Below are 22447 nucleotides of genomic sequence, written 5' to 3'. Positions count from 1 at the left end.
ATATCAAAAATTACAATGGGACCAAGCTTTTTCAGACCTTATTTATTTACCGGATTGCACATACTAAGCTGGGTATTATTAGGCTTCATAATGCTATTTTATATACCTTTAACTTGGAATGTAGCTCTTCCTGGGGTCTTTTGGCTTTGGCAAATGACCTTACTTATTTTACTGATTATTATTTTTTATTCTAATGCAAGAATTATAGTTCCAAGAACCATTTTTAAAGATAATACTTCCCCTTTTTTGGTTTGGGCTTTTATTACAATTTTTGCCATGCAGGTTATCGCCTATTTTTATACCTCACAGACTGATCTTCACAATAAAATAAGTCTCATTCTAGGATTCAAAAAATATAAAAATCCTTATTTTGACAATTACGTTTTAATGCTCAGTCTGCTTGTTTTAGGAATAAGCACAAGTTGGGCCATGTTACAATATTGGCAAAAAGCAGCTCAGCATAAGCAAAAATTAGAACAGGATAAAACAGCTGCCGAACTTGCAATGCTTAAGGCACAAATCAATCCGCATTTTTTCTTTAATTCGCTTAACAGCATCTATTCGCTTACGTACACCGATATTGAAGACTCTAGAAATGCACTTCATACCTTGAGTCGTATGATGCGTTATTTACTTTATAGCACAGAAGAAAAAACAACACTGCTGAAGGAAGCTGAATTTATGAGAGATTTCATTGCATTAATGAAACTTCGTGCCAACAGCAAACTGACTATTACAACCGATATTCCTGAAAAAATACATGATTACCCAATTGTTCCCATGTTATTATTACCTTTAGTAGAAAATGCTTTTAAACATGGCGTTCATGCTACTGATAAAAGTGAAATCTACATTAAGCTTACGCAAAATGGAAGCGAACTGGAATTTGAAGTTGAAAATACTTATTTCGAAAAAACAACAGTTTCTGATGTGGGCGGAATTGGTTTAACCAACACCAAACGAAGATTACAATTGATTTATCCAAATCAGCATTTTATTTCTTTTGGAGTTACCGATCACGGAACATATAAAATTAAGTTGAAGATAAATTTAGAGCAATGACAGTATTAAAATGTATAGCAGTAGATGACGAACCGTTGGCTTTAAGACTGGTAGAAACCTTTATAGAACAGACTCCGTTTTTAGAATTAATTTCTACTTGCGACAATGCTGTAGATGCCATGGGACTTATCAGGGAAACAAAACCTGACCTAGTTTTCTTGGATATCAATATGCCTAATTTAAGCGGAATGGAATTGGCAAGATTAATACAAGATCAAGCCGGACCATTGCCAAAAATTATTTTTACGACCGCTTATAATCATTATGCGATTGAAGGCTATAAAGTAAATGCTGTAGATTATCTTTTAAAACCTTTCAGCTACGAAGAATTTCTACGTGCTTCGAGCAAAGTTTTACAGCTCTCTGAAGAAGCTAACAATCACTTTAATTCCATTGCAGCCGATGATGAGTTTATCTTTCTGAAAGTTGAATACCAATGGGTCAGAATTTCATTGAAAGACATCACTTATATTGAAAGTCTCAAAGATTATGTAAAAGTACATCTTGAAGATTCACAGAAAGCCTTAATGTCTCTTATTTCGCTTAAGGCATTAGAAGAAAAACTGCCTTCATCAAAATTTATGCGCGTGCATCGTTCATTCATTGTGGCTCTAGACAAAATAAGCGCCATCAGCAAAAATTCCATTTTTATCGATAAAATAGAAATAACGGTTGGCGAGCAATATAAAGAAGCATTTAAAACATTGGTTGATAAATGGCTTAAATAAAAGTTAGAATACAAAAATCATGGAAAAAAGATCAAACAAATATTACCTTACTTTAAGTCTTAAGGAATATTCAAATGGAGAAACCGAACCAGCAAAAGAACTCGGAATTGAATTTGACAATCACGACGAAATTTTTGGAATCATTGAAAAAATAAAATCTAAGAACATTTTTGCAAACGAATCAGAAGCCGTTCAATTTGCTTTAGGACTAAAATTATTTACCGAAATCAAATTAAAAAACAGAAAAAATCCACTTTTTGAAGAATTAAATGAAGTTTTTCCAATCTTCATGAAAAAGTTAAAGAGTCTTTAAAACCTTCTTTAAAATTAAGACCTCAACGCCATTTCAGTTGAATTTTGGAATGTTAAATTTCTGCTAAGAAAAAGACATTCCAATTCTTATTGGCAATATTTTGTCACAATTTTCCGTTCCAATTAGGCATGTCCCACTAAATGCTTTTCCAAAAGAAGTTTAATTTCTGTTTTTGAAATTCTAATCCTTCACATAAAAATGGCATAAGCATTTAGGCATTCTTAATTGAAAAACAGAGCATTCATTTGAAACTGACCATTTCGACTTTACTGAATCTCCATTGATAATCTTCTCTTTCGAAATGTCCGATAATGCAAAATTTATTTTTAACCATTAAAATGAAAGCATTATGATAATTCAAAAAAGTATTTTTCTTCTTGCAGGAATTCTTACTTTAGGCGGTTGTTCTAATAACGACAATAACGACGGAGGCACAAATACAGGACCAACAGGACCTCCTGTAGAAACGGGAACGGCAAACACCACTTATAAGCCTGCATTTGCAGGACAGACACGTGCAGGAAGTATTCAGACTACCACCGAAATTGAATCTAAAGTTATCACAAACGGATTAAGCGCTCCTTGGGGAGTTGCTTATCTTCCTGACGGACGTCTGCTTGTAACTGAAAAAGCGGGCAAAATTAAAATCGTAACTCAAGCAGGAGTTATCAGTAATGCCTTAACTGGCGTTCCATCTGTAAATCCTGCAGACCAAGGCGGATTGCTTGGTATTTGCCTTGATCCATCATTTGCAACAAACCGAATGATTTATTGGGCTTTCTCTGAAGTTGTTGCTGGCGGAAATATTACCGCTGTCGCGAAAGGAAGAATTTCAGACGATGAAAAAGCAATTGAAAATGCGACGGTAATTTATCGTTCGAACACGCCAAACGCAAGTACACTACATTACGGAGGCCGAGTTTTATTTGATAAAACTGGAAATTTATTTGTAAGCATTGGCGAAAGATCAGTTCTAGAAACACGTCCGTTGGCACAAGCTGTTACAAGCAGCTTGGGAAAAATTGTTCATATTACCACAAGCGGACAAGCAGCACCAGGAAATCCAGCTTTTACTCAGAATGGAGCTTTGCCAGAACTTTATACCATCGGCAATAGAAATTCTCAAGGGTTAGCTTTTCATCCTATTACTGGTGAATTATGGTCAAGCGAACACGGCCCAAGAGGCGGTGATGAAATTAACCGAATTAAAGCGGGAGCAAATTATGGCTGGCCAACAATTACTTACGGAATTGAATATAGTGGTACGAAAATTGGAGAAGGTATTACACAAAAAGACGGAATGGAGCAGCCTGTTTATTACTGGGATCCTGTAGTTTCGCCAAGCGGTATGACATTTTACGCTGGAAAACGAATTCCAGAATGGGAAAATAATCTTTTTATTGGTGCTTTAAGCGGTATGCATATTGTACGCTTGGCTTTTAAAGACAATAAAGTGGCTGGTGAAGAAAGATTATTAGCCGGAGAAGGACAGAGATTTAGAGATATTACACAAGGAAAAGATGAAGCATTATACGCCGTTACCGATCAAGGAAGACTTTATAGAATAGATAAAAAGTAAACTTGTTCATCTATACATGCCAAAAAAACGCCCCATATTTGGGGCGTTTCGTGTTTTATGATTTTTTGTTTTTTTGTTTCAAGTTTCAGGTTTCAGATTTCAGGTTTTATTCCGTTGCGTTTAACTTGGAACTTTCAACTTTAAACCTGAAACAAAAAACTTAAGCTTTTGCTTTTCTTTTTACAGTACAGCCTATTTCTTTAGTTTGCGTAATTGCTGGTTTCTGTCCGCTTTTTAAAGATGCGATTACATCTTCAGCATATTTTATTTTCTGAGGATTATTTCCTTCTGGATCATTATCGATTGCTCCAACATATTCTACAACATTTCCTTTTGCTGTTTTAGAAACGATAAAGATGTGAGGCGTACGTTTTGCTCCGTACTCGTCTGTAATTTTCTGTCCTGGATCAAATAAATATGGGAAAGAATATTTTTTGTCCTTTGCCAAATCTTGCATTTTTACAAAAGTATCTGCATTAGAAGCTTCAGGATCATTTGGATTGATGGCAATTACAGGATATCCTTGCGATTTGAATTTTTTATCCAAATCGATAATTCTTTGCTCGTAACCAATTGCGTACGGACATGTATTGCATGTAAAAACTACAATATATCCTTTTGCATCTTTAAAAGTTCCGAAAGAAACTTCTTTGTTGTCCACATTTTTCAGTTTGAAATCTGGAGCTGGATCGCCTGCTTTAAGTGTAACTGCATTTTGTGCATGAGATAGAAAAGCAGAAAATGCTAATGCTAGTAATAAGATTATTTTCTTCATAATGGTTTACAGTTTTTTATATTCAGTTAATAATTGTTCGTAGGTAAATTCGCTTTCGACAAATTTTCGTTTGTCATTTTTAATAAAAAGCGTTGCCGGAATACTTCCTGACCAGCTTGGATCTATTCTATCAATAAATTCTTGCGGACTGCTTTCATTCAATAAAAAGACTTCATTCTTTAAATTTTTCCTTTTCACAAACGGAATCACATTTGATTCTAGTTTCGATTTAAAATCTAAACTTACTAATAAAACAGCCAGTTTTTCTGATTTGTGTTCTGCTTGCAATTTCTCAAAATGCGGCAATTCTTTTATGCATGGCGCGCACCAAGTTGCCCAAAAATTCACAACATAAGTGCTGTCTTTCCCGTTTTTGATTCTCTCATTAAGCTGATTGATATTTAGCAATTTTACATTCTGACTATACGCCGAAACTGAAATAATACCGAATAAAAATATGTAGAAAAAAGGCTTTATTTTCATGAGAAGAATGCTTTAGGATTAATTTGTGTCTTACAAATATAAAATAATGAAATCTTACTTTTTGTTAATGAAAGTTTAATGAGTGTTTTAAGCTACTAAGTGGCTAAGTTTCTAAGATACTAAGTTCTTTTTTAACGCTTTATTCAATTTCGTTACATCTTCTTTGTAACGCGGATAATCTATTATGTTTCTTACGCTGTGGTTTTCGGTATTTGTCAATCCGATATCTTTTATTTCTAGAAATGGAGACTGCATCGCTAATCCGTTTAAAATACAATCTGAAATATATTTTGAATGTGCTTCAAATTTTGGAATTGTATTTAAATGTTTTACAATTATGGGTTTTAAAACAGCTTTTTCATTTTCTTGTATTCCAGTCATTGGAAGTAAAAGAAGAAACAGATTCGGATATTTTTCAAAAGCCAATAATTCCTCCAAGGTAAAAAACCAAGCTTCAAAATGGCCACCTAAATTGCCAATGTAAACATCGTTAAGAAAGAAGTTGATTTCATATTCGGCAAATTCGATGGCATAATTTAAATCATCATTTATTTTGCCCGAAACATATCTTGGGTTTTCTTCAATATCATTCTGATTGAAAAACTTCCATTCCCACTCATAAGCTTCAGTTTCATTAATTTCTACAACTTCTAGAACCTCATCGATATTTATTTCTTCTTTTTCATCATAACCTCTTGACCAGCAGAAATAATATTTCCAGAAAAAGGTATTGTTATTGAGTTCTTCAATTTGTATTTGTTTATCCATAACGCTTCGTTACAAAAGTTTTTCAAATATTTCTCTTTCTGAATCTGTAAGCAGTTTGCTAATTTTAGCGAAACCTTTGCTTTGTCCAAACGTAGTATACATCACACCTTCCCAGCAATAATCTGCCATTTCCTGAACATTAGTGCCACTATCTGAATAGTCTTTTAAATCTTCTTCTGTAAAATAATACGAAACAAAATTCGCTTTACTATCCAATAATAACTTCAAGCTATTTTCATTTGTAAAATAAGAAATGAAAGCCTTATTATGCGGATGTTCCTGCATGGATAAAACAGCATTGATATAGACTTTTATTGATTTTTCATTTATTCCAAATTTCTCCAAAAACACAGGTGTAAATTTCTGCTGAATAGACTGATGTTCACCATCTATTGTTTGATAATAATCTATCAATGTTTCAAAATACTTTTCGTCCTGCAATCCTAAAGCAAAAACAGCAAAAGTTGAAGGCATCGCACAATTTTCAGCTTCAAGATTGGTGTACCATTCGTATTTCTTTTTAGTAAGATTGATGTATTCTAAAATGCTTTCATGCAGATTTGGGTATTTTACTGCTCCTGCAAATAAGTAATTCTGTCCGCATTTTGGAAGCCCTTTTATAGGAAGCAACTCTTTTCCTTTTGATGAAAAACTAATTTCGAAGCTTTTAGGAAAATCAGATTTTAAAAGATTATTCACGAAGTGTAATGCTTTTGCGTAGCTTTCTTCTGTTTCGGCAGCCAGCTTAAGATTTATTTTAGCAAAAACATCATTTGCCTTTCCTGTAAAATCTTTGTCTTTATACTCTGTCAACTCTTTTGAAAGTTTTCCTGTTCCGTTTTTCTTAAGCTGTTCTACCTCATCAGAACCTAATTCAGTTACAACATCAAAATATTCATTTGCAGTAACTGTGGCATAACTTGGACCGTATTTAATATGAGAAACAGCGATATAACATATAAAACTTAAGAGCTCTTTTTGTTCTTCTGTCAATATGGGTTTCGGCAGTTCTTCTTTTGTTTTAGGTATAAAAATCTTGTATTTGCCTTTTTTTACTCTTTCAAAACTATTAAAAACCAATTCCTCAGCTTGCAATCCTAATACATAACGGTAACTCTCAAATCCAGTAAGTTTTCTTAATTTTTCAACAAATGAAATATAAAATTCTTTTGAGAAAGGTCTAGTCTGGAAAAAATATTCAATTATGGGTGATAGCAGAAATTTTTCACCCGAATCTAATACATAAGGATTTGGATATGCTTTATCTATTTTAATGGTATTAGTATCAATCGCTTCAATGAATTTTTCTAACAGCGATTCGTTACCTTCTATTTTTACTAAATAATTTAATTCTCTCATTCTTTATTTTATTATCACTTTTTAATTTGATTATTCTTCATCGTCCTCATCATATTCATCATCATCATAAGACAGATAAGACCAATCAATATCAATAAGATCAAGAATGGCATCAAATCGTTCCTGATCGCTTGATCCAATAAAAGCTCCTGTGCAATTGTTTTCTTGATCGAATGACAAACTGATTACATTATAAAACTCATCTGTATATACCTTTTGATTTTCTCGGCTGATTTCAGAAACAAACGCATAGTTTTCTTCAACAAGTTTTACAACTTCAGAATCAATTTCTCCAAAATAATTTCCATTAAATTGAAGTCCGCCCAAAGTACCATTGAAAACTGCCATCAAAAGAAAAAAGTTTTCCGCTGTCTCAGTTTCTATTTCCCAATCTGATTTTTCGATTGTGTCGTAGTTGCCATATACTGGCGGATTATCCTGTTTTAAATCTTCTTTTTTAATTCCCCAAAAGGCTACGTTTTGATTTTCCTCATAAAAAACTAGAAAATCATCATCTGAGAATCCGATTTCATTTTCGGGTTTCAAAAGTCTATTGAAACAGTAATTGAGGTTTTCTTCTAGTCCTAATTTTAAATAATACTCTTTGAGTTTTGAAGGAAGTTTTATGTTTAATGTCTTCTCAAGATCGAGAATCTGATTTTCCGAAAATCCGTAGTTTTCATTTTCCGATAGGTTGTAAAGGCGTTTAATCTTTTGAATATAATTCATCTTTGGCTTCTATTTTTAGGAAGTGAAAAGTAGACAATTAATTACAAGCCTGCAATTACTTTATAATGATAATCTCACTTTTTAAAAATGACAATCCCGTTATTTTCTAGTCATGTTTTTTTGACTAATTGACTGGTTATGATATTCGGCCCAACTTTGCAGTAAATTCATAAAACCGAGAGTACCTTTTAAACATTACTATGAAAATACTGTCGATACTATTAATCTTGATTTGCAGTGTAAGCTGCCAATCTCAAACGAATTCTAAAATGAGTGAAGACAAAACAAATCCGTTACTATGCGATCCTATAAGCGGAATGTGCGAGATGCCAGCTGGCGAAAAATCGAATACCAAAACAGCTATTCCGACAGAAAACAAACCTGTTAAGATAATTTACTATACAGACCCCATTTGCTCTTCTTGTTGGGGAATCGAACCTCAACTTAGAAAATTAAAACTAGAATACGGCGATTATTTTGAAATTGATTATCGAATGGGCGGTTTGTTACCTGACTGGAGCTACAATAGCGGCGGAATAAGCAAACCTTCTGACGTGGCACATCATTGGGATGAGGCCAGTTTATATTACGAAATGCCAATTGATGGAAATGTTTGGCTTGAAGATCCGTTGGACTCGTCTTATCCGTCATGTATTGCTATGAAAGCGGCTCAAATGCAGAGTAAAGAAAAGGCTGTGAAATTTATGCGTGTTCTTCGCGAAGAATTATATCTCAACAAAAAGAACATTGCCAAATGGGAAAACATTGCCGACGCAGCTAAAATTGTTGGTTTAGATGTTCAAAAACTTAAAACGGATTATGATGGTGATGCCAAAAAGCTTTTTCAAGAAGATTTAAATCTAGGAAAAGCGCTTGGCGTGAGAGGATTTCCAACTCTATTTTTAGCGGATGCCAATAACAATCAGCTTACGGTTTATGGTTCTAAGCCTTATGCTTCTTATGAAAATGCTTTACTCGCCCTATTTCCTGAAGCTAAAGCAAAAAAGTTTGAGAATAAAAATTCATTGTCTGTTTTTGAAATTTATCCAACACTTGCTCCAAAAGAATATGCTGTTATTCACAATATTTCAGTTAACGAAGCAAAAATTATTCTAGAGGAATTATGCAACAAAGGAAAATTGGATAAAAAGACGATCAAAAATGGTTCTTTATATATTAGAAAATAAAGGATTCAATTAGAAATATAAATCTTTAGATTCAAAAAATAAAATCCGTAAAGAAATTGCTTTACGGATTTTCCTATTCTAAAACACCTAATTCTTTTCTTTATATCTCTTTCAAAATCAAATCAGCCACAACATCTATTGCCTGATCAATAATCCCTTCTGGAGTTCCTTTAAACTCATAACGTTTGGCAATTTGCTTTTCTCCAAAAACAATATGGATAAAAATGGTCCCAACTGGTTTTGACTCGCTTTCGCTTCCTCCTGGTGTAGTCAATCCTGTTAAACCAACACAAATGTCTGAATTAATATATCGGTAAAAATTTTGCGCCATCAACTTGGTAACTTCTGCAGATTCGGCGCTGTATTGCTCAATAGTTCCCCACGGAATATGAAGCAAATCTTCTTTCATTGAAGAATGATAACATACTATTCCTCCTATTAGAATTTTTCCAGAATTAAGAACTGTCGAAAACTCATAAGACATTTTTCCAGCAGAAGCACTTTCTGCAAATGATATTGTTAAGTTCTTTTCTATTAAAGTCTGACAGCATGCGGTTACTTTATCTGACGCCATATGATTTTAAATTTAATTGCACATTAATTTCAATCTCAAATGTAGATTGTTCGAATATTATAAACTTACATAATTTCCTACAATATTTACATTATAAGTAACTGTTAATTATACAACTATCCTTTATTTTTTTATAAGGACTTCCTTCTCTTAACGCAGTAAATTTGTAAATACAGCTTTTTTAAAGTCATATAGTATAATCCGAAAAAATATAAAAGCCAAAATCCCATGACTTTTAAAGCTAGGATAAGACAATTGCAGTAAACTGTAAAGAATTTACAGATCTTCTTTATGAAGATTCAATCTTGAAAAAATAATAATCTAAAAAATAGTATTATGGAAAAGCAACACAATCATGATTATGGTCAATTTGATCCTGATTATATCGAACAAAATACTCTCGCTGACGGAACTTACTCTAATGAAGACGAGTTTAAACAAGTTTTGAAAAAACATGACAATCGAGAATTTGGCGAAAGCGATCCTGATTATTATGAACAAAATACGCTAATTGACAATGACAATTATGCGCATGATGAAGATCCATATCAATATCAGGAAGAGTTTATTGAAGATTCTTCGCATCCCAAAGGAGATTTTGAGCCCAATACCACTATTCGTTCAGAAAATATTCCGAATCAAGAAAGAATCATCAATGAAGATGATGCCATAACAAACGATGACACTGAAGATGATCTAAATGATGAATACGATCCTGATTTGGAATACCAAAATGATCGGGAAAGAGATAAAGATCATGACAAAGATGAAGAATTGGATGATTTTGACGCAGAACATTATCCAGAAAATCATCCGAGAGAATAGCAAAAATTTTGTAAATTGTAATGCATAATTGATATGACTTTAGCAACTCAAATTGTCTGGCTTTTTGTACTTGCAATTCCAATTGCTTGTATCAGTTGGACTGTCACTCACGAAGAGATTTTTAGAGAACCGCATGAATGGTGTGTCAGACATTCTAAAAATGACAAATACATACTGTCAAGGAAGTTCTTTTATCTCCTTACCTGTGAATATTGCTTTAGTCACTACGTTACAATTGCCTTTCTGATCATTTGCGATTATAAACTTTTGTTAAATGATTGGAGAGGGTATATTTTGGCAGGGTTTTCTCTGGTTTTTATGGCAAATGTTTATATGAGTCTTTTTGCTCTATTACGCCAAGCTATAAAAAAAGAAAAGGTAGAAATTGAGAAAATTGAAAGTGAAACTGACACTGAAAACAGTAAAAATTAAAAAATAACAAATAAGTATAATTAAAAATTAATTGGCATTATGGAGAATTTGAATTTTATAGACCCATTATTACACGGAATTAAACCTGAAAGTAAACCATTAAATCTGTCAGTAAAACAAATGGTCTGTGCTGGTGTTGGTGCTCTTTTAGCAGCGGCAGTTTTGAAGAAAACCGGACATCCGAAAGCAAGCGCTGTTGTAGGAAGTCTTGCATTACCAATTTTAGCATCAGCTTGTTATAAAAAATACAGTCAAGTATCTAAAGAAAAAATTGATGCTCAATCAAGCAGCGGTATCGAATACAACCACTAATTGTTTTAAACTATCATAAAAAAGAGCGCTTATTTTATTATAAGCGCTCTTTTTCATTTAGGTTAAATTAGTTTATATTTCCTTCAACCCAGTTTAATGCTTTATTAAAATCTATTTTTTTATAACCACGAAACTCACCTGGAACAATATAACTAAATCCGTTAGTGAAAGAGATAATTTCTTCTGTATCCGTAACAATTGCAGCTCTATTCCATTTTCCTAAATGCTTAAGTCCTAAAAGTCCATCTTCTAACCAAGCACCTGGCGTAAAATTTTTAATGTCTGTATCTAACACCAATAAAAAATTAATTTCATTGATTTGTTTAACCAAATGTTCAACAGCTGGAGTTACTGTAGTCAAAAAATCTTCTTTTGTCACTTCTGCCAATGCTCTAAAGGCAACAATATTATCTGTAGTGTCTATTTGATGTATCATGATTTTTATACTTTTTGAGTTATTTAATGAAGTTTTGTTTTAAACATTTTAATGATGTTTAATACACACTCAAATATACTCAATATCAATCAGATAACACTTACATTTAACTATTCGTTTATTATATTTTTTTAAGGCTCAAAGGCTCAGAGTTACAAAGGGACAAAGGTTTCTTGATTGCGGAACATTCTTTGTTTTAGATGAACAGCAGTGCATCTAAAATACTGTGCCAGTAAATCACGACCTAAAAACTTTGTTCCTTTGGAGCTTTGTCCCTCTGAACCTTAAAGAAAAAAAGCCTGCTTTTTTTGAAAACAGGCTTTTTGGAAAAAAATAAAAAAAAACTAACACACAAACTTTAAAGATTTTAAGTGACAAAGTTTTTTAATTGCTAAAAATTCATGTAAATATTCAGTGTTAGATTTTACTGCTTTACTTTGTGTCTTCACCTTTGCACCTTTGTCACTTTTGTTACTCTAAAAAACAAACTTAATTGTATCCTTGGTTTTGCTTGAATTCCTTAGTAACGTCAATTGTCGACTGCGGAATTGGGAAAACTCTTCTATAAGGTTGCGAAGCTGCTTTTGCAGTTCCAGCAAGATCAAATTTCCCGAAACGGATCATTTGTGGTCTTCTGTATAACTCCCAGTATAATTCGAAACCAATTTCATTGTATAAAACTGTCTGATCTATTGCAGTCAAAGCTTTTCCTGGCGTGCTTCCGAATAGAGATTCTCTTTTTCTGCTTGTACGCAATTTGTTCAAATCTTCCATTGCCTGAGCTGTATTTCCTTTTCTGAAATAAGCTTCGGCTCTCATTGTATAAATTCCTCCTAAACGAAATAACGGAATATCAACATTACTATTCCCGTTTCCTCCTTCTGGATCAAATTCGTATTTGAAAATACGCGCTCCTTGATTGATTTCATTCTGAGCAAAAACTGCCTGAGCTGGATTTTTAAACGTTAAAGAAGGCGTAAAATCCATTCTCGTTGTGGTGCTTTTTTCCATATACAATGGCGAAACTTTAATACGTCCGTTAACCATTTCTAAAGAACCGGATGATAATAATATTGGTCCGTATTGAGGTCCAAATTCTATTCCTCTATTAAAGTGGAACCAAGGTAAATTAGCACTTTTCGGAACAATATCTGTTGCTGGAACGCTTACATCTGTTCCGTCGTTTTTAAACCAAGTTCCATCAGAATACTGATATTTCTGCTGAAATCTCGGATCGTCGTGATTTCCGTCCCATGTTGCAAAAAACTCAGGAGTTGTACAAGCTGCGTTTGTTCCTCTATTTGCTGCTGATGTTCTTTGGTTACGCTCCATACATACATAAGCAAAACTGTTTGAACCGTTTCTGATGTAATCTATTTTTTGAGAAATCGCAAAAATCAATTCTTTTCCTTTGTCATTATCTCTTGCGAAGTTTTTGAAATAATCGCTTTCTAAAGAATATTTTCCAGAATCAATTAGCAAAGAAGTATAATAAATTACACGATCCATATCTGTTCCTGTACCCGTTGCTGCAGCTTCAGTAAAATTAAAGCTTGAAGAGGCATTGAAACGATCTTTAAAAACGGCACGATTCAGATACATCTGTGCTAAAAATCCATACGCCGCTTCTTTTGTAAATCTTCCATGATGCGTCTGCTGCGTTCCCATTTCTGCTAAATCTGGCAATAAAGCTTCAACATCTTTTATCAATTGATCAATTTGCGTATCGGCTTTTAAAATCTGCAAAGGCGCATTTGGGTTCATCGGATCTCTGTATGGCGCTTGTCCGTATAAATCTAAAGTTGTGTATAAATAATACGCTAAAAGTCCTTTCGCTTCCGCTAAAAACAATTTCTTCTCTGGAATTGAACTTTCTTCAACTGACTGGATTGCGGTTAACGAACGCGTAATTCCGTTTGTCAATTTATTCCAGTTATCTACTACAACAGCGTTATCAGATTTCCACGTAAACTCGTGCATGTCTCTCCATTTTCCACCGTCTCCCCAATCACTTCCTCGAGTTGGCAAGATTGCTTCATCTGTTGTATATTCTTGTAAAGAAAAAATACCTCCATGATCTACAAAAGTTCCGTCTCCCAAACGATCATAAGCTGCTGCTAAAGCTCCAGCAGGGTTTGAAGCATCTTCTCCTAAAACCTCATCCAAAACAACTTCGTCAAGATTGGTACAGCTTGCAAAAAGCCATATAAAAGAAAATATTGCTAATGTTTTTATATTAAAAATAGTATTTGTCTTCATAATAATTATAGTTTTAAAGTTGCTCCAAAACTGAATGTTCTAGAAGTTGGATAACTTGCATAATCGATACCAATTGATTGGTTTCCTCCGTTTGATTTCGGACTATTGATTAACGGATCGTAACCTGTATAATTCGTAATCGTAATTAAGTTCTGACCTGTTACATAAAGCGTTAATCCGTTTATCCAGTTTAATCCTTTTAAATCAAAATTGTAACCAATACGAGCCGTATTCAATCTAATAAAATCTGATTTTTCTAAGAATAAAGTCGACAAGATTGGTGAGTTTGCAGGATTTGCGCCAGACTCATAATAACCTGTAGCCACGTTGCGGTCAGATGCAAGGTTGTTTATATTTAATGCATTTAATCCCGTGTTGTTCAATAAATAACCTCCCGTTTGACCGATGATAGAAAATGAGAAAGTAAAGTTTTTATATCTCATATCACTATTAAATCCGTAGTAAAAAGTTGGTAAAGCGCCTTCAATAATAATTCTATCACTGTTGTCAATTTTACCGTCTCCGTTTTGATCTTTAAATATATTTCCTCCATTTGCATCAAAACCAATGTGCTCTAATAAGTAGAATGATCCCGCAGCGTAACCGCTTTTGTAGATATTTGCATTTACTCCAGATTGTCCAGGACCTGAAATTGTTCCTGTTAAGATTTCTGAAACCGGAAGATCTTCAATTTTATTATTCAAAGTCGCACCGTTCATGTCAATATTCCAAGAGAAATTCTTCGTGTCAACGATTTTTGAACCTAGCATAAACTCAATACCTTTATTGATGATTTTCCCATCGATATTCGTCCAGATTGTAGTCGTTGGACTCAAAGCTTGAGAAGGAACATTCAAAATAGCATCTGTTGTAGTTTTATTGAAATAATCTAATGTTCCGTACAATTTATCATTCCATAAATTGAAATCTAAACCAACGTTATATTGCGTTACAACTTCCCATTTCAAATCAGGATTTGGCGTTCTGTTTACAGAAACTCCGTTCACAAGATTTAAATCGTCGTATAAATAATATCCATCAGCTCCCGATAAAGAGTAGCTTGCTTGCGTAATTTTGTTTTCAACTTCTTGGTTTCCTGTCTGTCCCCAGCTTGCTCTTAATTTTAAATTATTTAATGTCGAAGAATCTTTTAAGAAACTTTCATTAGCAATATTCCATCCTAAAGCAAATGATGGGAAATAACCGTATTTGTTGTTTTTACCAAAACGAGTCGAACCATCACCTCTCATAGAAGCTGTTAGAAGATATCTGTTATCGAAACCATAATTTAACCTTCCGAAATAAGACTGCAATTCGTTTTCCTGTGCATAACCCGTTGTTCCAGATTGCGTGCCTTTAAAACCAGGATTGATTGAAGGCGGAACTCCCTCACCTTGATTTGCGATTCCGTCAATGCTGAAACTTGTTCCTGATCTTTCAAACTTTTGGTATGAGAAACCGCCTAAAGCTTCAATTTTATGTTTGTTTAAATTCAAATTGTAAGTCAGATAATGCTCAACCAAAGAGTTTTTAGAATCTAAGTTATTCTGAACATATTTCCCTTTCGGATTCAAATCGGTTAAGTTTGGAAAAATTGTTGTATTTCTCTCCGCCATCGAACGATCCACACCAATGTTCAATTTATACTCTAATCCGTCAATAATTCTAAGAGAAGCCTCTAAGTTTCCTAAAGCTCTCAACGTTCTGGTTTGATCTTGGTAAATGCTCAACAAATAGGCTGGATTGTAATGCGCGTTCATGTTGAAATTCGTGTATTTTCCATTCGCATCAAAAACAGAACGCGTTGGATTTGCCATTAGCGTATGGACAATCAATTGTCCGTTAGAACCACCGTCATCACTTGTTGGAACTCCGTCATCTTTCGTTTCACTCGCCGTAAGATTCATTTTTACTTTCAAACGTTTGTTATCCAAGAATGATTCAGCAGCATTAATTCTCCCAGAAAGACGTTTGAAGTTACTGTTTCGAACCACACCTTCCTGATCCATTTGTGCAATCGAAGCATAATAGTTTCCAGAATCTGTCTGTTTAGAAAAAGATAGCGAATTGTTTGTCGTAATAGCTGTTCTGTAAATTACATCTTGCCAATCTGTATTTCCTCCGTGATCAAACGCTTTATCTTTAATTGCATTTCTATATTGGCTTGCGCTTAAAACATCAAGTTTGTTAGCCACAGTTGCAACTCCAGTATAAGTATCAAAAGTTAATGTTCCTTCACCTTTAGAACCTTTTTTAGTTGTTACCAAAACCACTCCGTTAGATCCTCTAGCTCCATAAATCGCAGAAGCCGATGCATCTTTCAAAACCGTAATCGATTCGATATCGCTTGTATTCAAAAAGTTCAATGGATTTTTTGCTGAAGAAGTTCCAAATCCAACATTACTTCCCGACGGACTCACATCATCATTAGACAAAGGCACACCATCTACAACAAACAAAGGCGTACTTCCGCTTCTGATAGACCCAACTCCACGAATGGTTACGTTTACTCCCGCTCCCGGCTCACCGCTTGTATTTACAACACGTACACCAGCTACTTTTCCTTGCATTAAATTATCTACAGAAACGTTTACACCTTGTTTGAAATTTGCTGCTTCTAACTGAGTCACGGCTCCTGTAACGTCTTTTTTAGATTGTTTTCCGTAACCAACAACCAAAACTTCATTTAATTCAGCTGTATTTGGATCTAATTGAATCGTCATAAAACCAGTCTGTACGGCAACTGTTTTAGTTTTATAACCCATATAAGAAATGTCAATCGTTTTTCCTTCTCCAACTGTAATTTCAAATTCTCCATCAAAATTAGTTACCGCTGAATTTGATGAACTTGTTTCTCTAATTGTTGCTCCAGGAATTGGCAGTTTATTTTCGTCAACTACTTTTCCTTTTACTTTAATTCTGTCAACAGCTTTAGTATTTACTGTTTTTGGCGCAGCCGTTTTTTGAATTAAAACTAGTTTTCCATTAATGTTATAATTGAAATTGGCTTTTTTAGAAAGATCATTCAAAATTGCCGTAATAGACTCATTGCTATAATTTACAGCATAAGCTGTATTATCAGCAATTACAGCTTGTCCGTAGCTGAATTTGTAATCGGTCTGCTGTGTTAATTTTGAAAAAATAGAAACAAGGGTAGCTTTTTCTATTTTATTTGCTACTTTTGACTCTTTTAATAAAGTTTTACTATAACCGCTCTGAAAGGCTAGTAAAGCTAGAACTAAAAAGACAAAACTCTTTAGATTTAAATAAGAAGGTTTAAAATACATGATTTAAGTAATTGTTTTTACGATGCTTAATTATTAATAGCAGTTGTTCCCGCAACTGCTTTTTTTGTTTTTAATCCACTTTTACTATTTCGCCATAAACTTTGAATTTTAGGTTTGTGATATAATTTATTTGTTCCAAAACATTTTCTAATGTCGCGTCCTTCTTGATGAATACCGTTAACGGCGTTGCTAATACGTGTTCATTATCATACTCAAATGATACTCCGTATTTATATTGTAGAATATTGATGACTTGTTTAAGTGTCGTTTGCTCAAGCGTTACATCTTGATTATACCAATTCACCAAAAATGCTTTATCAGCCATTTGTTTGGTTAATTTTTGAGATTCAAATAAAGCTTCTTGATTCGGCACTAAATCAACACTCTGCCCTTTTCCAGAAACATTTACTTTTCCTGTTACCACAATTACCTTACAGTTTAATTTTGATAATTGAATGTGAAATGAAGTTCCTACAACTCTGGTTTTTATTTCGCCAGAATGAATAATAAAAGGATGCTGTTTGTCTTTGGCAACTTCAAAAAACGCATTTCCTTTTAGTAAAGAAACCGTTCTTTGATCGCCTTCAAATTTTTCAGGATACTGAAATGATGAGTTTGCTGCCAGATAAATTTTCGAACCGTCACTTAATTGGATAGATTTGGGAATCGATGACGTTTTAAATGTGATTTGTTTTTGGTTTAAAACATTTGGTCTCAAGAAAAATCCTAAACCAAGCAGAAAAAGAATGCTGGCAGCAGCTATATATTTTAAATAAGGACGGAAAGATCTTTTCTTTCCAATTCTTAACTGAATTTCGTCATATATGTTTTGAGATTCGATTTCTGGATTTCCCATAAGATCATTATCCCATTTTGAATTCTGATATTCGCTAAAGGCAAAATCATGTAATAAATTTTCTTCTGCCAATGAAGTTTTTCCTCGCGAACTTTTATCCAGCAGATACTCTAAACTATGTTTGATTCTTTTTATCATAAATACTTATTGTTATGAATAAGTACCAGAAACAAGAAATCGTACTATCGCCAAATATTATGAAAACATCAAGCGAAAGTTATTTTAAAATTTTTGATTGAAAATAATGAATGGAGCCAGCCAAGCTAAGTCTTTTAAGCCTTCGCGAAGTTGCTTTACTGCCGATGAAATCTGATTTTTTACAGTTTGTTTAGAAATTCCAAGTTCGTCAGCAATCTGGTCGATTGTCATATCTTGAAATTTATACATCAGCAAAACCTCTTTTCTTTTTTCTGGAAGTTTGTCTAATAAAGAATAAAGCAGATCCATCACTTCTGGATCAATGGTCGAAAAATTGTCAATAATATAGTCTTCGAATTTTTCTTCTAAAATCGTCTTATCAAAACGATTGTTCTGATAATGTTTGAAAACCTGATTTTTTACTGCACGAAACAAAAAGGGTTCAATTGCATTAATATTCAGTTCTTCTTTTCTCTCCCATAAATCCACAAAAACATCCTGAACAATGTTCTGCGCCAAGTCTTTGTCCTGAGTCATCGTATAAGAAAATGCATTGAGCTTTTTCCAATATTGGTTATACGTTTGTTCAAAAATTTCAGGATTATTCATACGGTAATTACAGGCTTTATACTATCGTAAAATAATAAAATGAAAAGCCAAAGTTTTTTGTGTCAATGTTATCTTTAAATTAAAAAACAAACACATTTGATGTAGAAATACTACTTTTTTTGAGTAAAAATAGAAATGCCTTTGCGATTTCTTTTTATTAAACTAACATCAAAATCGAGCATGACATTTAATTTAGTCACTTTCAAAAAATGGAATTTTCTTTTGATGCGTCCCAGTCAAACAGTTTTAATTACATTTTAGAATTATGAAACCATTCTTGTTCACTTTATTATTTGCCAGTACTTTAAATTTAAGTGCTCAAATGCAAAACGACAATCTGAAGATTAACCAAATTCAGGTTATCGGATCACATAACAGCTATCGTCACGCGATCGAAACTGACTTATACAATCTTATTCAGGCTAGAGATACTTCTCGTTCGCTTAAAGGTTTACAATACACTCATATTAGCATTACCGATCAATTGAATAAAGGTTTGCGCAATCTGGAAATTGATATTTTTGCTGACGCGAAAGGCGGAAAATATACGCATCCGAAAGGTTTGGACATTGCAAAATCTGAAGAAGCTTACGACCCAAACGGATTAATGAAAAAACCAGGTTTTAAGGTTTTTCACATGCCAGATATTGACTTTCGAACTTCTGCTTATACGTTCGAAATCTGCCTTCAGGAATTAAAAAAATGGTCTGATGCCAATCCGAATCACGTTCCTGTTTTCATTACTTTAGAACCAAAAGATGGCGATGCCAATTTCTTCGGAACAAAACCAGAAGATTTTACCGCTGCTGTTTTTGACGAAATGGATAAAGTAATCCGTAAAGAATTAGGAAAAGATAAACTGATTACGCCAGACATGGTTCGCGGGAAATATAAAACACTTGAAGAAGCGGTATTAAACAACAATTGGCCAACCCTAAAAGAGGCCAAAGGAAAGTTTTTATTCTTATTAGATAATAACGGCGCAAAAAGAGATTTGTACGCATTGAATCATCCGTCCCTTAAGGGACGCGCCGTTTTTATTAATGCCGAACCCGGAAAACCAGAAGCCGCAGCTTTATTTAGAAACAATTCTGAAGATCCACAAATTGAAGATTTGGTAAAAAAAGGATATTTAATACGAACTAGAGCCGATTCTGATACCAAGGAAGCACGTGCAAACGATTATTCGCATTTTGAAGCTGCTAAAAAATCAGGCGCACAAATCATCACAACCGATTATTATCTTCCTAGCACTTTCTTTAATTCTCCTTACCAAATTAAATATGATGATGGAAGTTATGTTCGAAATAATCCTGTAAACGTGCCTTAATTTTTTCCTTAACCGCAAAGGGCGCAATCCCGATAGCTATCGGGATACGCAAAGTTCACAAAGATTTTCAAATATAGCCTGCGGTTGAAACCGCAGGAACGCATAGAAAGGCGATATACGTTGTGTCCCCGTGGTTAAAACCACGGGCTATGTTAAAATTTGATTGCAATTATCTTATTCAAAAACGTAAAGCAAGCAAAGCTTTGCGAACTTGTTTATTTATAAACTTCGCTCAAAAATCTTAGCGAACTTTGCGAATCCCGATAGCTATCGGGATTGCGCCCTTTGCGGTAAAAAAACAAAACCTATGAATTCAAAATTTACCATAATAGCTCTTTTTATTCTTTTCAATTATACGATTTCAGCACAAAAAGCAAAAAACCTCAACGGAACACAAATCGCATTTCTTTCAGATGTACATCTACAGGATTTATTCGGCAATTTTTCTGACTCTGATTACAAAGGCGTTTTGAATCCGAAAACGGGAAAACATGTTTTAATTCGAACCATGTCATCACAGCTACATTCTACACGCATTTTCAATGAAAACTATTTTGCTTTTATAGCCGCTTTAGAAGATATCGCAAAACGAAAAATTAAATACGTTGCACTGCCAGGAGATTATACCGATGACGGACAGCCCATTCACGTTCGTGGATTAGCCAATATATTAGAACAGTACACCAAAAAATACGGAATAGAATTCTTCATCACTACCGGAAACCATGATCCAGTTGGCCCTTTTGCACAAGAATCTGGAAAAGAAGATTTCTTAGGGAAAGATGGTAAAAGTCAACCCATTTATAGCAAAGACGGTCTCTATAAGCCAAATCTAAACATCGAACAGCCCGTAGTTGTTACAGCCGATATTGCTAAAATGGGTTATTTAGGAATTACAGATCAGCTTCATGATTTTGGTTTTCATCCCAATAAAAAATACAAATTCTGGGCTACTCCATTTTCTTCCTACACAAGTGAAAACTATACATTCGAAAAGGCTGTAGAAAGTGCAAAATTGGAAAATCGCGTATACGAAGTAGCGCCTGGTTATGAAGTTCCAGACGTTAGTTATGTTGTAGAACCTATAGACGGACTTTGGCTGATGGCGATTGATGGAAATGTTTATATTCCGAAGAAAAATGCTTCCGCTGAAAAAGATTCTAAGAATTACAGCGAAGCCAGCACAGGTTATAACAATGTGCTTTCGAACAAAAAACATCTTATAAAATGGGTTGAAACTATTTCGGCGGAAGCCAAAAAGCAAGGAAAAACTTTAATCGCTTTTAGCCATTTCCCTATGATTGATTTTAACGATGACGCTTCCGCAGAAATAGAAGAATTGCTTGGTCCAAACAAATGGCAGTTAAACCGTATTCCTGTTGAAGAAGTCGCACAAGTTTTTGCAGATGCTGGATTAAAAATTCATTTTGGAGGACATATGCATATCAACGATACGGGAGTTAGAACTTCAGCAAAAGGAAACACTTTGGTTAATATACAAACTCCATCGCTTGCGGCTTATATTCCAGCTTATAAATTATTGACTTTCAAAAAAGATAATGTTGTCGATATTCAAACCATTACTATCGATGATGTTCCGAGATACAACGAACTTTTTGATTTGTATAAAATGGAATATCAGTTTCTAGAAAGTCAGAATGCTCAAGATATTTGGAATATTGATATTTTAAAAACAAAAAACTATCACGATTTTACCGATTTTCACTTAAAAGAATTGGTTCGACTTAGATTCTTAAAAGACGATTGGCCTTCTGCTTTCAAAGATTTTATATTGAATATTTCTGCGAAAGATTTATTGGTTTTAGCCAATATGCAATCGGATAAAGATTTTGATTTTATTCTTAAAAATAAAGATCAATTTCAAAAACAATGGAATCAAGCTGAAGCTAAATCAGAAAAAATCCTAGCTCAGAATAATCTCAAAAAAGACAATTTCACTTGGTCTGGTTATGATCTTCTAGTAGATTTTTATCGTTTTAGAAGTGCCGATGAATTGGCTTTAGCCGATGTTGGAATTCAAAGAGCAAAAGAATATAAAGCCTTGTCTCATTTATTTTTAGAAGGTTCAAAAGATGATCTTTCAAAAGATGATCCGCTACAGAAACAGATGAAATTATTTCTTATCATCTTCAATAAATTTATGCATGAAGTTCCAGCAGATCATTTTACAGTTGACTTGAAAAATGGTGAAGTTAAGAATTTGAAGTGATTCTTTTTTTTGTATTGCTGGATTTCTCGCAAAGACGCAGAGTCGCTAAGTTTTTATATTCTTTGCGACTCTGCGTCTTTGCGAGATTAAAAAAACTTTGCGAAAAATCCTTAGCGCTCTTTGCGGTAAAAAAAAAAAGCCATCATTTCTGACAGCCTTTATCACATTAAAACCTA

21 protein-coding genes are annotated in these 22447 nt (G+C 33.8%); 10 read left to right on the top strand and 11 right to left on the bottom strand.

All coding sequences use genetic code 11. The annotated features are described in order from the left end of the window. Nucleotides 1–15 precede the first annotated feature (15 nt). The 4 genes from DMB71_RS14460 to DMB71_RS14445 all read left to right on the top strand — a co-directional run bounded on the left by DMB71_RS14460 (nucleotide 16) and on the right by DMB71_RS14445 (nucleotide 3682). Nucleotides 16–1062, top strand: a complete 1047-nt coding sequence (locus DMB71_RS14460; protein ID WP_111367238.1) for a sensor histidine kinase — start codon at nucleotides 16–18, stop codon at nucleotides 1060–1062. After that, a complete protein-coding gene (locus DMB71_RS14455; RefSeq protein WP_111367236.1) occupies nucleotides 1059–1790 on the top strand; it encodes a LytR/AlgR family response regulator transcription factor in 732 nt (243 codons plus the stop codon). The genes DMB71_RS14460 and DMB71_RS14455 overlap by 4 nt, the downstream gene beginning before the upstream one ends. 19 nt (nucleotides 1791–1809) lie before the next feature. Then, a complete protein-coding gene (locus tag DMB71_RS14450; protein WP_111367235.1) occupies nucleotides 1810–2103 on the top strand; it encodes a DUF3861 domain-containing protein in 294 nt (97 codons plus the stop codon). A gap of 349 nt (nucleotides 2104–2452) precedes the next feature. Continuing rightward, the gene (locus tag DMB71_RS14445; RefSeq protein ID WP_111367233.1) at nucleotides 2453–3682 is read left to right on the top strand and encodes a PQQ-dependent sugar dehydrogenase; all 1230 of its coding nucleotides are present in this window, start codon (nucleotides 2453–2455) and stop codon (nucleotides 3680–3682) included. A 160-nt stretch (nucleotides 3683–3842) separates the two neighbouring features. Here DMB71_RS14445 and DMB71_RS14440 read toward each other — a convergent pair whose 3' ends face one another. The 5 genes from DMB71_RS14440 to DMB71_RS14420 all read right to left on the bottom strand — a co-directional run bounded on the left by DMB71_RS14440 (nucleotide 3843) and on the right by DMB71_RS14420 (nucleotide 7796). Next, entirely contained in the window at nucleotides 3843–4457 is a 615-nt protein-coding gene (locus DMB71_RS14440; RefSeq protein WP_111367232.1) for a thioredoxin family protein, read from the bottom strand. 6 nt (nucleotides 4458–4463) lie between these two features. Then, complete coding sequence (locus DMB71_RS14435) at nucleotides 4464–4940, bottom strand: TlpA family protein disulfide reductase (protein ID WP_111367230.1); 477 nt, start codon at nucleotides 4938–4940, stop codon at nucleotides 4464–4466. A gap of 111 nt (nucleotides 4941–5051) precedes the next feature. After that, nucleotides 5052–5708, bottom strand: a complete 657-nt coding sequence (locus DMB71_RS14430; RefSeq protein WP_111367229.1) for an Imm19 family immunity protein — start codon at nucleotides 5706–5708, stop codon at nucleotides 5052–5054. Nucleotides 5709–5717: 9 nt separating this feature from the next. After that, entirely contained in the window at nucleotides 5718–7067 is a 1350-nt protein-coding gene (locus DMB71_RS14425) for a DUF6138 family protein (RefSeq protein ID WP_111367227.1), read from the bottom strand. A 30-nt stretch (nucleotides 7068–7097) separates the two neighbouring features. Further along, complete coding sequence (locus tag DMB71_RS14420) at nucleotides 7098–7796, bottom strand: SMI1/KNR4 family protein (RefSeq protein ID WP_111367226.1); 699 nt, start codon at nucleotides 7794–7796, stop codon at nucleotides 7098–7100. Between the two features lie 269 nt (nucleotides 7797–8065). On the opposite strand from DMB71_RS14420, the gene DMB71_RS14415 reads away from it, so the two are divergent. Continuing rightward, complete coding sequence (locus DMB71_RS14415; protein WP_111367224.1) at nucleotides 8066–8983, top strand: DsbA family protein; 918 nt, start codon at nucleotides 8066–8068, stop codon at nucleotides 8981–8983. A gap of 100 nt (nucleotides 8984–9083) precedes the next feature. On the opposite strand, the gene DMB71_RS14410 is transcribed toward DMB71_RS14415, so the two are convergent. Further along, on the bottom strand, nucleotides 9084–9557 hold the full coding sequence (locus tag DMB71_RS14410) for a CinA family protein (protein WP_111367222.1): 474 nt from the start codon (nucleotides 9555–9557) through the stop codon (nucleotides 9084–9086). Nucleotides 9558–9893: 336 nt separating this feature from the next. On the opposite strand from DMB71_RS14410, the gene DMB71_RS14405 reads away from it, so the two are divergent. The 3 genes from DMB71_RS14405 to DMB71_RS14395 are packed head-to-tail and all read left to right on the top strand — an operon-like array spanning nucleotide 9894 to nucleotide 11126. Further along, nucleotides 9894–10382, top strand: coding sequence for a hypothetical protein (locus DMB71_RS14405; RefSeq protein ID WP_111367221.1), 489 nt, complete (start codon nucleotides 9894–9896; stop codon nucleotides 10380–10382). A gap of 33 nt (nucleotides 10383–10415) precedes the next feature. Continuing rightward, nucleotides 10416–10814, top strand: a complete 399-nt coding sequence (locus tag DMB71_RS14400) for a hypothetical protein (RefSeq protein ID WP_111367219.1) — start codon at nucleotides 10416–10418, stop codon at nucleotides 10812–10814. 39 nt (nucleotides 10815–10853) lie between these two features. Beyond that, nucleotides 10854–11126 (top strand): PrgI family protein, encoded by a 273-nt coding sequence (locus DMB71_RS14395; RefSeq protein ID WP_111367218.1) that lies wholly within the window; start codon nucleotides 10854–10856, stop codon nucleotides 11124–11126. A gap of 67 nt (nucleotides 11127–11193) precedes the next feature. On the opposite strand, the gene DMB71_RS14390 is transcribed toward DMB71_RS14395, so the two are convergent. The 5 genes from DMB71_RS14390 to DMB71_RS14370 form a co-directional block, all read right to left on the bottom strand. Further along, nucleotides 11194–11562, bottom strand: a complete 369-nt coding sequence (locus DMB71_RS14390; RefSeq protein WP_111367216.1) for a SpoIIAA family protein — start codon at nucleotides 11560–11562, stop codon at nucleotides 11194–11196. Between the two features lie 489 nt (nucleotides 11563–12051). After that, a complete protein-coding gene (locus DMB71_RS14385; protein ID WP_111367215.1) occupies nucleotides 12052–13821 on the bottom strand; it encodes a RagB/SusD family nutrient uptake outer membrane protein in 1770 nt (589 codons plus the stop codon). Nucleotides 13822–13826: 5 nt separating this feature from the next. Further along, nucleotides 13827–17108 (bottom strand): SusC/RagA family TonB-linked outer membrane protein, encoded by a 3282-nt coding sequence (locus tag DMB71_RS14380; protein ID WP_111367213.1) that lies wholly within the window; start codon nucleotides 17106–17108, stop codon nucleotides 13827–13829. Nucleotides 17109–17178: 70 nt separating this feature from the next. Continuing rightward, the gene (locus tag DMB71_RS14375; protein WP_111367212.1) at nucleotides 17179–18102 is read right to left on the bottom strand and encodes a FecR family protein; all 924 of its coding nucleotides are present in this window, start codon (nucleotides 18100–18102) and stop codon (nucleotides 17179–17181) included. Between the two features lie 84 nt (nucleotides 18103–18186). Next, a complete protein-coding gene (locus DMB71_RS14370) occupies nucleotides 18187–18711 on the bottom strand; it encodes an RNA polymerase sigma-70 factor (protein ID WP_111367210.1) in 525 nt (174 codons plus the stop codon). 265 nt (nucleotides 18712–18976) lie between these two features. Between DMB71_RS14370 and DMB71_RS14365 the strand changes: the two genes are divergently transcribed. Together DMB71_RS14365 and DMB71_RS14360 are read left to right on the top strand one after the other, a co-directional pair. Continuing rightward, complete coding sequence (locus DMB71_RS14365) at nucleotides 18977–20041, top strand: phosphatidylinositol-specific phospholipase C1-like protein (RefSeq protein WP_111367209.1); 1065 nt, start codon at nucleotides 18977–18979, stop codon at nucleotides 20039–20041. Nucleotides 20042–20348: 307 nt separating this feature from the next. Then, nucleotides 20349–22271 carry a metallophosphoesterase family protein gene (locus DMB71_RS14360; protein WP_111367207.1) on the top strand — a complete coding sequence of 641 codons (1923 nt, stop codon included), beginning with the start codon at nucleotides 20349–20351 and terminating at the stop codon, nucleotides 22269–22271. The last annotated feature ends 176 nt before the right edge of the window (nucleotides 22272–22447 follow it).

Source organism: Flavobacterium tistrianum, assembly GCF_003254545.1.
Classification (GTDB): Bacteria; Bacteroidota; Bacteroidia; order Flavobacteriales; family Flavobacteriaceae; genus Flavobacterium; species Flavobacterium tistrianum.
The sequence above is the reverse complement of the archived record's forward strand: the minus strand, read 5'-3'. Positions and strand labels throughout refer to the sequence as shown.

Coding starts and splice junctions, on each gene's coding strand:
- DMB71_RS14395 (WP_111367218.1), top strand. CDS start 10,854: ATGGAGAATTTGAATTTTATAGACCCATTATTACACGGAATTAAACCT.
- DMB71_RS14375 (WP_111367212.1), bottom strand. CDS start 18,102: ATGATAAAAAGAATCAAACATAGTTTAGAGTATCTGCTGGATAAAAGT.
- DMB71_RS14400 (WP_111367219.1), top strand. CDS start 10,416: ATGACTTTAGCAACTCAAATTGTCTGGCTTTTTGTACTTGCAATTCCA.
- DMB71_RS14360 (WP_111367207.1), top strand. CDS start 20,349: ATGAATTCAAAATTTACCATAATAGCTCTTTTTATTCTTTTCAATTAT.
- DMB71_RS14415 (WP_111367224.1), top strand. CDS start 8,066: ATGAGTGAAGACAAAACAAATCCGTTACTATGCGATCCTATAAGCGGA.
- DMB71_RS14430 (WP_111367229.1), bottom strand. CDS start 5,708: ATGGATAAACAAATACAAATTGAAGAACTCAATAACAATACCTTTTTC.
- DMB71_RS14370 (WP_111367210.1), bottom strand. CDS start 18,711: ATGAATAATCCTGAAATTTTTGAACAAACGTATAACCAATATTGGAAA.
- DMB71_RS14450 (WP_111367235.1), top strand. CDS start 1,810: ATGGAAAAAAGATCAAACAAATATTACCTTACTTTAAGTCTTAAGGAA.
- DMB71_RS14380 (WP_111367213.1), bottom strand. CDS start 17,108: ATGTATTTTAAACCTTCTTATTTAAATCTAAAGAGTTTTGTCTTTTTA.
- DMB71_RS14435 (WP_111367230.1), bottom strand. CDS start 4,940: ATGAAAATAAAGCCTTTTTTCTACATATTTTTATTCGGTATTATTTCA.
- DMB71_RS14385 (WP_111367215.1), bottom strand. CDS start 13,821: ATGAAGACAAATACTATTTTTAATATAAAAACATTAGCAATATTTTCT.
- DMB71_RS14365 (WP_111367209.1), top strand. CDS start 18,977: ATGAAACCATTCTTGTTCACTTTATTATTTGCCAGTACTTTAAATTTA.
- DMB71_RS14405 (WP_111367221.1), top strand. CDS start 9,894: ATGGAAAAGCAACACAATCATGATTATGGTCAATTTGATCCTGATTAT.
- DMB71_RS14460 (WP_111367238.1), top strand. CDS start 16: ATGGGACCAAGCTTTTTCAGACCTTATTTATTTACCGGATTGCACATA.
- DMB71_RS14455 (WP_111367236.1), top strand. CDS start 1,059: ATGACAGTATTAAAATGTATAGCAGTAGATGACGAACCGTTGGCTTTA.
- DMB71_RS14445 (WP_111367233.1), top strand. CDS start 2,453: ATGATAATTCAAAAAAGTATTTTTCTTCTTGCAGGAATTCTTACTTTA.
- DMB71_RS14440 (WP_111367232.1), bottom strand. CDS start 4,457: ATGAAGAAAATAATCTTATTACTAGCATTAGCATTTTCTGCTTTTCTA.
- DMB71_RS14410 (WP_111367222.1), bottom strand. CDS start 9,557: ATGGCGTCAGATAAAGTAACCGCATGCTGTCAGACTTTAATAGAAAAG.
- DMB71_RS14420 (WP_111367226.1), bottom strand. CDS start 7,796: ATGAATTATATTCAAAAGATTAAACGCCTTTACAACCTATCGGAAAAT.
- DMB71_RS14425 (WP_111367227.1), bottom strand. CDS start 7,067: ATGAGAGAATTAAATTATTTAGTAAAAATAGAAGGTAACGAATCGCTG.
- DMB71_RS14390 (WP_111367216.1), bottom strand. CDS start 11,562: ATGATACATCAAATAGACACTACAGATAATATTGTTGCCTTTAGAGCA.